Origin of the sequence: Olleya sp. HaHaR_3_96 (genome assembly GCF_019278545.1) — a bacterium.
GTDB lineage: Bacteria > Bacteroidota > Bacteroidia > Flavobacteriales > Flavobacteriaceae > Olleya.
Window position 1 is genome coordinate 1,800,325 of record NZ_CP058987.1, and the last position, 12,794, is coordinate 1,813,118.

A 12,794-nucleotide genomic window follows, 5' to 3' on the forward strand; every position below is an offset into this window, starting at 1 on the left:
TCGCTATTTATTTTATATCAGTACTTTAATTTGTTTTGATAATTACTGTAAGTCTAAACTAATTAAACAGCAACATCATATTCGCGAAGTGCATCATTTAAAGACGTCTTCTTATTTGTACTTTCTTTACGTTTTCCAATAATTAGAGCACAAGGGACTTGAAATTCTCCCGCAGCAAAGGTTTTAGTATAACTACCAGGTATCACTACTGATCTTGCAGGGACACGACCTTTCATCTCAACAGGAGTATCGCCGGTAACATCTATAATTTTAGTACTCATGGTTAATACCACATTAGCACCTAAAACAGCTTCTTTTTCTACATGTACACCTTCTACAACGATACAACGTGATCCAATAAAAGCACCATCTTCTATAATAACAGGAGAGGCTTGTAAAGGTTCTAAAACACCACCAATACCAACACCACCAGATAAGTGGACGTTTTTACCAATTTGTGCGCAACTACCAACGGTGGCCCAAGTATCAACCATGGTTCCTTCGTCTACATACGCACCAATATTTACGTAACTAGGCATTAAAATTGTTCCAGCAGCGATGTAAGCACCATGACGTGCAACAGCATTTGGTACCACTCTAATTCCTTTTTCTTTATACCCTCTCTTTAGTGGAATTTTATCATGATATTCAAAAATACCAGCTTCTAAAGTTTCCATTTTTTGAATAGGGAAGTATAAAACAACCGCTTTTTTAACCCATTCATTAACCTGCCAACCATCAGTTGTCGGTTCTGCTACTCGAAGTTTTCCTAAATCTAAAAGGTTAACCACTTCTCTAATAGCGTCTATCGTTTTTGCGTTTGTTAATAACTCTCGGTTATCCCAAGCAGTCTCTATTGTTTTTTGTAATTCTGTCATGTCAATTTTAATTTAAGACAAATATAATTCGTAAAAATTAAAATATGGCACAATATTTAAGGTGTTAAGAGTATAAAACTATAAATTTGCACAAAATTTAATATGGCTCGCATTTTAGCAATTGATTTCGGAAAAGTTAGAACAGGATTAGCAGTCACTGATGAGATGCAAATTATTGCCTCTGGATTGACTACTGTAAATACTAAGGAACTTATTACATTTTTAAAGGACTATCTAAGTAAAGAGCAAGTCGAATTGTTTTTAGTCGGGGAACCAAAACAAATGGATAATACGCCAAGTGAAAGTGAAGCGTTAATTATTCCGTTTTTGGTGAAATTAGAAAATGCATTTCCTAAGATTCCGATAAAACGTGTGGATGAACGTTTTACTTCTAAAATGGCGACGCAAACGTTAATAGATAGTGGATTAAAGAAAAAACATAGACAAAATAAAGCGCTTTTAGACGAGGTTAGTGCAACCATAATCTTACAGAGCTACCTTTATAATCAATAATTAATAGTATGATATTACCAATTGTCGCCTATGGCGATCCCGTTTTAAAGAAAAAAGCGACTGACATTACTAAGGATTACCCGAAGTTAAAAGAGTTAATAGCAAACATGTACGAAACCATGTATGGTTCGTTTGGTGTTGGTTTAGCTGCACCGCAGATTGGATTGTCAATCCGTATGTTTATTGTGGATGCGACTCCGTTTGCAGATGACGAAGACGTTTTAGGTAAAGAAGAAAGTGAGTTTTTGAAAAATTTTAAACACACTTTTATCAATCCAGTTATTTTAGAAGAATCTGGAGATGAATGGGCGTTTAATGAAGGCTGTTTAAGTATTCCTGATGTTAGAGAGGATGTCTTTAGACAACCAAATATTAAAATTGAATATTTTGATGAAGACTTTAATAAGCAAGCTATGGCATTAGATGGTTTGGCTGCTAGAGTGTTTCAACATGAGTATGATCATATCGAAGGTATTTTATTTACAGACCATTTATCTGCGTTAAAAAAGCGTTTGATAAAAGGAAAATTAACTAATATCTCTAAAGGGAAAATCAATGTAGATTACCGCATGAAATTTCCATTAATGAAAAAGAAACGTTAAACGTTTGGAAAACCCAAACTAACATAAGATATTTGCCATCCAATTTTTGAACACTATGCAGCGTCAAAGTGAAAGATAAAAGGATAATTAAAAACAAGAAATTATATGGCTTTAGATAAAGTATTAGCAATTGCAGGTAAACCTGGATTATATAAATTAGTAACTCAAACAAGAGGTGGCTTTATTGCTGAATCTTTAATTGATAATAGACGTATGTCTGTTGGAATACAACAAAACGTTAGTATTTTAAGTGAGATTGCAATTTATACTTTAACAGAAGAAGTGCCATTGAAAGACGTCTTAAGTAAAATTAAAGACAAAGAAAAGGGAGCACAAACTAGTATTAGTCATAAAGATTCTAAAGATAAACTGGAAGAGTACTTTTTTGAAGTATTACCAGATTATGATGAAGATAGAGTGTATCCAAGTGATATTAAAAAAGTGGTGCAATGGTATAATATGTTACAAAAAAATGACATGTTAGACTTTGAGACTGCTAAGACTGAAACGTCTGACGAAGAAGAATAAATTGATTTAATTTATAGATATTAAAAATCCAGCTTTTGCTGGATTTTTTTTGTTTATCATTTTTTAAGATGAAACAAATCAACGTACTTTTACAAAAACCTTTTTTATATGAATTCTAGAGCAGACCAATTAAAAGCATTTGACCGTTTATTGACTATTATGGACGAGCTGCGTGAGCAATGTCCTTGGGATAAAAAGCAAACTATGGAAACGTTACGTCATTTAACTATTGAAGAAACGTACGAGCTGGGTGATGCTATTTTAGAAGACGATTTAGAAGAAGTTAAAAAGGAAATTGGAGATCTAATGTTGCATATGGTTTTTTATGCAAAAATAGGAAGTGAGAAAAAAGCATTTGATATTGCAGATGTTTGTAATAGTATCTGTGAAAAACTAATCCATAGGCACCCACATATTTATGGAGATGTTACTGTAAAAGATGAAGCAGAAGTCAAGCGTAATTGGGAAAATCTAAAATTAAAAGAAGGAAGAACAAGTGTTTTAGAAGGTGTTCCTAATAGTTTGCCAGCCTTAGTAAAAGCAAGCAGGATACAGGAAAAAGTAGCAGGAGTTGGTTTTGATTGGGAACGACCAGAGCAAGTATGGGAAAAAGTAGAGGAGGAGCTTAACGAGTTTAAAGTTGAAGTAGAGAAGGGTGATGCTGACGCCATGGAAGACGAATTTGGAGATGTATTGTTCTCTATGGTGAATTACGCTAGGTTTTTGAATATAAACCCAGAAAACGCCTTAGAACGCACGAATAAAAAGTTTAAAAAGCGCTTTCAGTATTTAGAGAAAAAAGCAAAAGGGCTGAACAAAGATTTAAAAGACATGACTTTGGGTGAAATGGATGTTTTTTGGGAGGAGGCCAAAAAACAGTAATTAGAAAATCTGTGATTTTCAAATACCAAGTTTTTTTGGGAGGAGGCCAAAAAACAGTAATTAGAAAATCTGTGATTTTCAAATACTCAGTGTTTTTTGGGAGGAGGCCAAAAAACAGTAATTGGAAAATCTGTGATTTTCAAATACTCAGTGTTTTTTGGGAGGAGGCCAAAAAACAGTAATTAGAAAATCTGTGATTTTCAAATACCAAGTTTTTTTGGGAGGAAGCCAAAAAAAAGCAGTTAATTTTTGTTTGATTTAAAACCCAATAGCTATTAGTTAGAGTTAGTCTTAAGCTATAGTAGGTTAGATGCTTACGTTACTATTATAATATCAATTGTAATTAGCAAATAAAGTGCTGGAATAAAAAAACATTTTTTTTTCAATCTAAAAAATCCAAAACAATAATTGCGTCGTATATAAAACAAATGATACAATCTTTTCAAGATACTATAGTTGGTTAATAGCATACATGACTTTAGATGTCATTAAAATAATTATTTCTTGTAAGCGAACGGAAATAATTGGTTAGTTTAGTTAGGAGCTACAATCCTACCTCTTTACAGAGGTGGGATTTGGTTTTTTATAATGTTTCGTTTAATTACTTTTTTCAGGAAAAAGTTGGTTTATAAGTGTTTTGTTGGTGTACAAAAAAGCTATTAATAAGATTAGAAACAAGAGATTGAAACTTAAGCCAAATACCGTTATTTTTATATTTATATAAAAAACGTCAATTAAATTAATTAAGCCCAAAACAGAACTTGACAGAAAAGTTAAAACATACCATTTTTTGTTTTTAAAAAATAAAAGGTTCGAAATTAATAGTAGAAGAAAGCCTAATAGATGCGTGTTATTAATTACGTTGGTTGATAAAAAAGAGATTATAATTGACACAGTAATTAAACTGAGCGCAATTAAAGGGATAATAATAGTACCTTTTAGAGGTTGCATGTTTTTTCTTGCTTTAATTTAATGTGTTTAGCGCAGCCTCAATTTTTGTATTTAAGATATTTAGTTCATTATCGTATAGGTCTGTATCTTCTGCAATCGTTTTTCTAATAAGTATAAAGCTTTGAAGTCTTAATTCTGAATAGTCTAATAAGGTTTTATTTTGCTCTATTAAATCAGAAGGTAAGCCATCTAACGTATTTAATTTTTCAATAATATCGACATTTTCTTCCCATTTAGGAATTACAATAGCATCCAATTCTTTAATTAAAGTAGGATTGTCTTTTGAGTCTATATTGTCATAAAACTTTAGAGATTCAGTTTCATTTTGAGAAAACACTTCTATAGTGTTATCGTAAATATCATATACAGGATTACTGGTTTCATAGTAGATGTATCCAAATAGTCCTATTCCAATAATTAATAGAGAGATAAGTCCAATGCCAGCAGCTCTCCATCCTGAAAAGAATATATGGTCATTGTCTTTATGGCTCTTCAATGCCTCACCTTGGGTATGTTCTACAAGTCCTAAGATAATAGCAATGTAAATAGCAGGTATTACTATGTTGGGGATTTTATTGATAATCTCCTCAGGAATCATTAGTATTCCAACAAAAATAATAACTGTGCTTACGATGCCCAAAATTAAAGCAATACGACCTTTTTTAGGTTGATTTAATACTTTAAAGTTTTCTCCTATCATATAGCCAGCAGCTAATGGACCTCCTAAAAAGGTTGCCCCGCCTATTGCTCTATGAGAGTATAATTTTAGGTCTTTCTGTGCTACGGCAATTTGTGTTTCTATATTATCCATTCTATAGTTGTCTCATTTTTTTGTAAAAAAAAACCTGTTTAATCCATTAAAAATGGACTAAACAGGTTTGTGAAATAATTAATATTTTAAGAATATAAACCTTTAATTTTTTTCAATTTAGTGGTCCATAATACTAAATCGTCCTTATGTCTTTTAATATTTTTATGTACATCTTTAACTAAAGGATTGTCTGATTTTACATTAGAGAAAAACTGTAAGTTATTTTCTAATTGAATGATCTCGCCTTTAATGTCATCTACTTTTTTCTGAATGTAAAAACGCTCGCTATCAATTGCTCTAGAATCATCACCAGAAGCTAATTGGTCTAACTTGTTTTCAAATTTAATTAACTCAGATTCTGTTCTGTTTAAGTCTAAAGATTTAAAAACACCATCTAAAGCATCATTAAAATCATTTTCAATTTGACGTTTATTACGTGGTACGCGACCAACAGCTTTCCATTTATTGATATGTTCTTTAATGGTGGCAAGGTCTTCTTTTTTCTCTCCTGCTAGTTTTAAGCTTTTAATTTCTGCAAGTAATGTTTCTTTAGTCGTAAAAGCTTCTTCCTCCTCAGCACTAGCGGCATTACGTTGTTCTTTAATACGATCAAAGTAATGGTTACATGCACTTTTAAATTGTTTCCATATTTTGTCGCTGTCTTTTCTAGGGACATGTCCAATACGCTTCCAATCCCCTTGAATTTTTTTCATTAATTGGGTAGTCGCTTCAAAATCGTCATTGTTCTTGTTGTCTTCAGCAATTTTAACTAAAGCTTGCTTTTTCTCTAAGTTGTCGTATTGGTCTTTTTTTAGATTTTTATAGAAATCATTTTTCTGTCTGTTAAACCCTCTAACGGCTTCTTTAAAAGCAGCCCATGTAGCTTCGTTAACTTTTACAGGTACTTTTCCTGCTTTGAAAAATTCTTCTCTAAGCGCTTCAATGTCCTTAATCTTGTTTTGCCATCCACTATGATTACTGATGGTCTCATTAGATTTTTCGTTGATAAGCGTAATAATAGCTTGCTTATTTAGTAAGTTTTGCTCGTAAATAGTGTCTAGATTTTTGAAGTAGTCTTGACGTTTCGCATTTATCTTTTTGGTTGCTTCTTTAAAGCGATCCCAGATTGGCTCTCTGTGTTCTCTGGCTACAGGCCCAAGTTCTTCTTTCCAAATTTTATGTAAATTTTGAAGTTCTCTAAAAGCTCTATTTGTATTTTGATCATCGGCTAATGCTTCGGCTTGCTCAATAATTTTAGTTTTTAACTCTAAATTATGTGCAAAATCCTTGTCGCGTAAATCTCTATCTAAATGTAATAAATCGTAAAAACGTTCTACATTAAAATGGTAACTGTTCCAAGCGTTGTTGTATTTGTCGCGCGGAATTGGTCCTGCAACTTTCCACTGGTCTTGAAGTTCTTTAAATTTTTTGTATTTAGTATTCATAGAGTCTTCAGCATCTTCTGTTAATGCTTTTATACCCTCTATAATGTCTAATCTATTGGTTAGATTTTGTTTGTGGTTTTGTTCTATATTCTTATAGTGACCATTCAAACGTTGTTTGTAATCTTTATAACTATCTTTAAAGCTACGTTGTAAAGGCGATTGGAAACTAAAATCAATCTCATTACCACCAGTACTTAAAAACTCTTCTTTTTTCTCGTCAAGCAGGTCTTGAAATTGCTTGTCAAACTCAGTTTTTATAGCATCAATATGCTTTTTTATGGCTTGTACTTTTTCATTCTTTACTAAACGTTCAATCTCTATAACCAGTTGTTCAAGGCTAAGTGACTCGTAATCTTTATCCTCAATATTATGACGATCTACATTACCTTCATCTTCAGCATCTTCTGCATTAGAGTCCTCAATCTCGTTTAACACTTCATCATTGTCTTCTGTAGGAGAAGGCGTTTCTTGAGGTGTTTCAGGTTGTACGTTTGCGTTAATTTCTTCCGTTCCATCTGCATTTTGCAGGTTATCTAGCTCTGACATTTTATAAATGTTTTAGTTTGTTTTATGTGTATTCAGCTTTTAAAGATAGTAACATCTTCAAAAACTACCAATATTTTAAGTGTTTACTCGTGATTTAAAGTCGTTTATTCCAAATTTTCCAAGATTTTTCGGCTTGAAAGACTAACATATCATACCCATTGATTGTTGTTGCGCCTCTATTTTTACCTTCTTTTAAGAATATAGTTTGTGATGGGTTATAAATTAAATCAAATAATATATGTTGAGATGAAATCCCTTGATATGGAATGTTTGGAGCATCATCAACATCCGGAAATGTCCCAACAGGAGAACAATTAATAATAATTTGATGGTCTTTAATAATGTCTTCTGTAAGTGTATCGTAGGTGTAACTCGCTTTTTCTGAATCTTGACGAGAGACAAAATGAAAATCAATTTTTAGTGCTTTTAACACAAATGCAATCGCTTTACTAGCGCCACCAGTTCCTAAAATCAACGCTTTTTTATGGTGTTTTTTTAGATGTGGTTTAATCGTTTTTTTAAAGCCGTAAATATCTGTATTGTAGCCTTTAAGGTGTCCTTTTTTTGTGAATTTTATGGTGTTTACGGCACCTATTTGTTCCGCTTTTTTGTCTAAACGGTCTAAAAATGGAATAATACTTTCTTTATAAGGAATGGTGACATTTACGCCAGATAAGCCTTCTGTTTTTAGAATACTTTTTTTAAACTCTTCAATGTTTTGAATATCAAAGTTTTGATACGTCGCATCGTTTATAGCTTCATCCTTAAACTTTAAAGTAAAGTAATTTTGCGAGAAAGAGTAGGAGATATCTTTACCTAATAAGCCATATTTACGCATGTTGTCGTCCTGTTTTTTGTCCATAAAGTTCTAAAGCTAATACAATTGCTATTCCTACAAGAGTATAGAAAAAGGCAAGATAAGTTTGGGTATTTAATTCTGGTAAATAACGTTCGTAATTTTCTATTATTTTATGATTTCTAGAATCCATTAGAAAACCACCTGTGTCTGTCATTTTATAAATAGTACGCTTAAAAGGCCATACAACACCTAAAGACCCCACAATAAAACCTATTATAGAAGCCATTGTAACACTTTTATAATGTTTTAGTATATAGTTTAGGACATGAGAGAACGTCACCAATCCGACGACGGATCCAATAGTGAATACCGTTAGTACTTTAAGCATTCTGAGACGTTCTAAGTTTGATGTAAAGCTGAAATCACCTATTAATAGTTCTGAGAAGGTATCAAATAAAGCATTTACAGAATCTACTAATAATAATACATAGTTGCCCAGTAAGATTAATATGAATGATCCTGAAAAACCAGGTAAAGTCATTCCAGAAACACTTATAATTCCACAGAAAAACACAAAAATTAGATTGTCATTTTCTGTTGCGGGGTCTAAAAAACTGATGCCTAAACCTAATGCTGCTCCAATTGCTAATGCAAAATAGGTCGTTGTTTTCCAATCTTTAAAATCTTTACTAATATAATAGATAGAGCCAATGATCATCCCGAAAAAGACACTCCAGACATACAATTGATAATGTGTGATTAGATAATCTAATATTTTAGAAATACTAAAGTAACTGACGATCATTCCGAAGAATAATAAGGCTAAAAAGCGACCATTGATATAGTGATAAAACGCTTTAAAACGACCAGTTATTAATAGTTTAAAAGCGGTCCCATTTACTTTTTGTAGTGAATGAATAAACTCTTCATAAAAACCAGCAACAAATGCGACAACACCTCCAGATACACCAGGAACTTTATTAGCAGCTCCCATACCTAATCCTTTTAAGACTAAGAATATTTTATCTTTTAATGTCCGTGTATTCTCCATTTATTCCGCTCTGTTACCTACTTTTTCAAGAATAAAAATAGTTAAAAAACCAGCAATCATTAATCCAATAGCTAACATTGTTTGTGGATTAACTAAATAATTATTTAACTCGCTATAGTGTATGGGTAACACACTTTCTTCTAATACGGTTTTGTATGATTCAAAGTCATTAGTCGTTTTTTGAAAAAAGGATAAGGTTCCAAAATCGGTAATAGTACTAAAAGGTACCACGTCTCCTGTTTTGTCAACCATAACCGAAACTGTTTTTTTCCAAGGCCAGACTTTATTTAAAGAGCCTAAAATAAAACCTGTAAGTACTGCCAAAGTTGTATTATGATAATTTTTAAATAACCATTTTAAAACGTGGCTAAAACTAAGTAAACCAACGACTGCTCCTGCAGCAAATAAACCAATTTTTTTAATGTCAAAGTCATGAAAAGCATTACTTAACGTTTTGTAAGCGCCTAAGATCACTAAGATAAAACTACCAGAAATACCTGGCAATATCATCGCACAAATAGCAATGGCACCGGCAATGAATAAAAAGTAAGAATTTGTGTTACTTGCTAAAGACGGGAGGCTAGTAATATAAAAGGCAGCAATAGCACCTACTATAATTGCAAGTATCGCACTGACTGACCATTTGGTAATTTGTTTACCAATAAATAGAATACTAGCTATAATTAATCCGAAAAAGAAAGACCAAATTAAAACCGGATGATGTTCTAGTAGATATTTAGCTAAGCGCATAAATGTCACAAAACTGATAACAATACCTGTTAAAAGTGCTACTAAAAAATTACCATTAAGTTTTGTCCAAAAGGCTGAAAATCCGTCTGATTTTAGAGTTTTTAGCAGCGCTAAGTTAACACCACTTATTGTGGAAATTAACTCTTCATATATACCAGAAATAAAAGCTATTGTACCTCCTGAAACACCAGGGACAGCATCGGCAGCTCCCATTGCAACACCTTTTAAGCTAATTAAAAGATAATCTTTTAAACGTCTTTGCATAGTTTAATTTTTGTTAGTAATCAAAGGTATGCAAAAAACGTTTTAAGTTTAAATTATTGCAACTTTTTTAATGCCTTTTTAAAGGTAGTAGACTGATAAACAAATGGGAACAATTCCTCAATAACGATTAAAAATTCTTTGTCAAAAGTAAAGGCGTTTTTTAAGTGATAACTCGCTTTTTCTGTTTCTAATAGCGTATAGTAAATACCTGTTAATCGGAATTCGATTTCTGCATTTTCAGGATAAAACTCAGCTGCTTGTATTAAATTAAAACTCGCAGATTCAAATTCGCCTAATTGTACTAAAATATCAGCACGCTGTAACCAAGAGGTTAATTCGTAGTTACCTAATTCTATAGCACGTTTATAACCACGTTCTGATTCTTCTAAAAAATTTAATCTATGATTGATTTTTGCATATAACTTCCAATAAGACACGTTATCTTCATCAATGTTTATGGCTTTATTGATGTAGTATAGTGCTTTTTGGTAATTTTTCTGTTTATTATAAAACTTAGTAATTGCAATCCATCCTTTATCTAATAAGGGATCTTCTTTAACGGTTTGATAATAATATTGTTTGGCCAATTTATTCTGACCTAATTTTTCATGACAACATCCCAATCGTAATAAAGCAAATGATGTTGGATCCTCTAATTCTAGAGTTAATGCGTAGTTTTCTATAGCTTCATTGTATCGTTTTAATTTTTCTAAAACTTTACCTTTTTCAATATAGGCCCCAACAAATGTATCATCTGAGATAATAGCAAACTCATAGGCGCTTAAAGATTTTTTATAATCTTTTATAGTATAATACTGTTTTCCTAATTGGTGCCAACCCACTTCAGAATACGGGTGTTTGTCTAAATACGCATTTAAAAAGTTTATGGCTTCTACGTTTTCATTTAAAAAGTCGAAGCAATACATCACATTATATAAAGACGAATAATCCTCAGAATCTTCCGCTAAACAACGCATAAAGCTTTGTTTTGCTTCTTCAAAATTATCTAAAAATAAGTATTCCATCCCTATTAAAGAATGTAATTCAGACGTTTCTTCAGATAAGTCTAAGGCTCTATTTAAGACTTTTATAGCGTCTTCATGCTTGTCTTCTTTAGATAAAATATTTGCTTTTTGAATGTAAACCTCTTCATTTGAAGATTCTAAAACATATAAGGCATCTAATAATTGATTCGCGTCTTTTAGCTTGTTTTCAAATACAAAAATTTCTACTTGAAACAATTTGAGATTAGTAGAGGTCGGGTGTTGGTCCAAACCTAATTTAATCGCTTTTTTTGCTAGTGATACTTTTCCTTGATTAAGGTAATGATGAATTATATTTTCAAACTCATCCGAATCAAAAAACAACACATGGTTTGTTTTTAACATAGATTCGAATTTTTTGAGTGATACTTTATTAGGTTCTTCTTGGCTAAACTCCATAGGCACTGTTTAGGTGTTTCTAGTGTAATAAATGTAGTGTTCTCTTACTTGTTTTATGGCCTAAACCAATTTTGTTTTTAACAAAGTAATCAACAATTACAGGGATTTATATGTTTTTGGGTGACTTTTAGTAACTTATGTACTAGTTGTGATCACTTATGTTATCTAATAAGTCAATAATAATGCCACAACCGTCTATTATTTGAGCAATGCTAATGGTTAAAGGTGGCGTGATACGTATTGCTTTTGGTTCAAATAGTAACCAGAATAAAATTAAGCCTTGATTTTGAGCTTCTAAAATGACTTTGTTAGTGATGTCTGCCGATGTAGTGAGGGCTGCTAACATTAAGCCACGACCTCTAATTTGAGTAATTAAAGGGTGTTTTAAGTGTTGTCTTATAACTTGTTCTTTTATTAAAGCTTCTGCCATTAAGTCACTATTTACAACTTCTTTTAATGTCGCTAAAGCGGAAGCTGCAATTAGTGGATTACCTCCGAATGTGGTGATATGCCCTAGTTTTGGACTATCTTGGAGTGTATCCATATGTGCTTTTGAAGCTGTAAAGGCACCAATAGGTAAGCCTCCTCCAAGTCCTTTTCCTGTGACAACAATGTCGGGAATGACATTATAATTTTCGAAACCAAATAATTTACCAGTACGACCAATACCTGGTTGTATTTCATCTAAAATTAAAAGGGCACCAACTGCTTTACATTTAGCTTTTAATACTGTTAAATAGTTGTTTTCAGGTTCGATAAACCCAGCACCTCCTTGAATAGTTTCTACAATAACAGCTGCAGTTTTTGTAGTAATATGCTTTAAGTGTGGTTCGTAATTAAAGGTAATATGATTGATATCTGGTAGTAAAGGTCTAAAAGGTGCTTTGCGTTCTTCAAAATCCATCAAACTTAAAGATCCCATAGTATTACCATGGTAGGCATTATGGGCTGCTATTATTTGACTACGTCCTGTAACACGGCGGGCAAGTTTTAAAGCACCTTCGATAGCTTCTGTACCCGAGTTTACTAAATACGTAGACTCCAATGGTGCCGGTAAATGTTTGGCGATAAAAGCACACAGGTCGACCGCTGGTTGTTGTGCGTATTCACCATAAACCATGACGTGTAGATATTTATCGGCCTGATTTTTAATAGCATCAACTATTTTTGGATGACAATGCCCTAATGTACATGCAGACACGCCTGCAACAAAGTCTAAATAGGCTTTATTGTTTGTGTCATAGATATAACTTCCTTTGGCATGAGAAATTTCTAAGGCTAAAGGATATGGAGAAGTCTGTGCTTGATATTTAAAAAAACCATCGGTCATAC

The 12,794-nt window shown here is 32.4% G+C and carries 12 protein-coding genes; 4 read left to right on the forward strand and 8 right to left on the reverse strand.

Going from position 1 to position 12,794, the window contains the following annotated elements; all coding sequences use genetic code 11:
* Positions 1-62 precede the first annotated feature (62 nt).
* Entirely contained in the window at positions 63-878 is an 816-nt protein-coding gene (locus tag H0I26_RS07730) for a 2,3,4,5-tetrahydropyridine-2,6-dicarboxylate N-succinyltransferase (RefSeq protein WP_218701705.1), read from the reverse strand.
* 102 nt (positions 879-980) lie between these two features.
* Between H0I26_RS07730 and ruvX the strand changes: the two genes are divergently transcribed.
* The 4 genes from ruvX to mazG all read left to right on the forward strand — a co-directional run bounded on the left by ruvX (position 981) and on the right by mazG (position 3,403).
* On the forward strand, positions 981-1,391 hold the full coding sequence (ruvX, locus tag H0I26_RS07735) for a Holliday junction resolvase RuvX (protein WP_218701706.1): 411 nt from the start codon (positions 981-983) through the stop codon (positions 1,389-1,391).
* 8 nt (positions 1,392-1,399) lie between these two features.
* Positions 1,400-1,993, forward strand: coding sequence for a peptide deformylase (gene def / locus H0I26_RS07740; RefSeq protein ID WP_218701707.1), 594 nt, complete (start codon positions 1,400-1,402; stop codon positions 1,991-1,993).
* 105 nt (positions 1,994-2,098) lie between these two features.
* Complete coding sequence (locus H0I26_RS07745) at positions 2,099-2,521, forward strand: DUF5606 domain-containing protein (RefSeq protein ID WP_218701708.1); 423 nt, start codon at positions 2,099-2,101, stop codon at positions 2,519-2,521.
* A gap of 108 nt (positions 2,522-2,629) precedes the next feature.
* On the forward strand, positions 2,630-3,403 hold the full coding sequence (mazG, locus tag H0I26_RS07750; protein ID WP_218701709.1) for a nucleoside triphosphate pyrophosphohydrolase: 774 nt from the start codon (positions 2,630-2,632) through the stop codon (positions 3,401-3,403).
* Between the two features lie 964 nt (positions 3,404-4,367).
* On the opposite strand, the gene H0I26_RS07755 is transcribed toward mazG, so the two are convergent.
* The 7 genes from H0I26_RS07755 to H0I26_RS07785 form a co-directional block, all read right to left on the reverse strand.
* A complete protein-coding gene (locus tag H0I26_RS07755) occupies positions 4,368-5,165 on the reverse strand; it encodes a hypothetical protein (protein ID WP_218701710.1) in 798 nt (265 codons plus the stop codon).
* Positions 5,166-5,251: 86 nt separating this feature from the next.
* Positions 5,252-7,156: a DUF349 domain-containing protein gene (locus H0I26_RS07760; RefSeq protein WP_101017623.1), complete on the reverse strand. Its 1,905-nt coding sequence runs from the start codon at positions 7,154-7,156 to the stop codon at positions 5,252-5,254.
* Positions 7,157-7,250: 94 nt separating this feature from the next.
* Positions 7,251-8,018 (reverse strand): shikimate dehydrogenase family protein, encoded by a 768-nt coding sequence (locus H0I26_RS07765; protein ID WP_256935295.1) that lies wholly within the window; start codon positions 8,016-8,018, stop codon positions 7,251-7,253.
* Positions 7,987-9,006 (reverse strand): DUF368 domain-containing protein, encoded by a 1,020-nt coding sequence (locus tag H0I26_RS07770; protein ID WP_218701711.1) that lies wholly within the window; start codon positions 9,004-9,006, stop codon positions 7,987-7,989. Before H0I26_RS07770 ends, H0I26_RS07765 begins: the two co-directional genes overlap by 32 nt.
* The gene (locus H0I26_RS07775; RefSeq protein WP_218701712.1) at positions 9,007-10,020 is read right to left on the reverse strand and encodes a DUF368 domain-containing protein; all 1,014 of its coding nucleotides are present in this window, start codon (positions 10,018-10,020) and stop codon (positions 9,007-9,009) included.
* Positions 10,021-10,073: 53 nt separating this feature from the next.
* Positions 10,074-11,462, reverse strand: a complete 1,389-nt coding sequence (locus H0I26_RS07780; RefSeq protein ID WP_218701713.1) for a tetratricopeptide repeat protein — start codon at positions 11,460-11,462, stop codon at positions 10,074-10,076.
* Positions 11,463-11,604: 142 nt separating this feature from the next.
* On the reverse strand, positions 11,605-12,792 hold the full coding sequence (locus H0I26_RS07785; protein WP_218701714.1) for an aspartate aminotransferase family protein: 1,188 nt from the start codon (positions 12,790-12,792) through the stop codon (positions 11,605-11,607).
* Between the last annotated feature and the right edge of the window lie 2 nt (positions 12,793-12,794).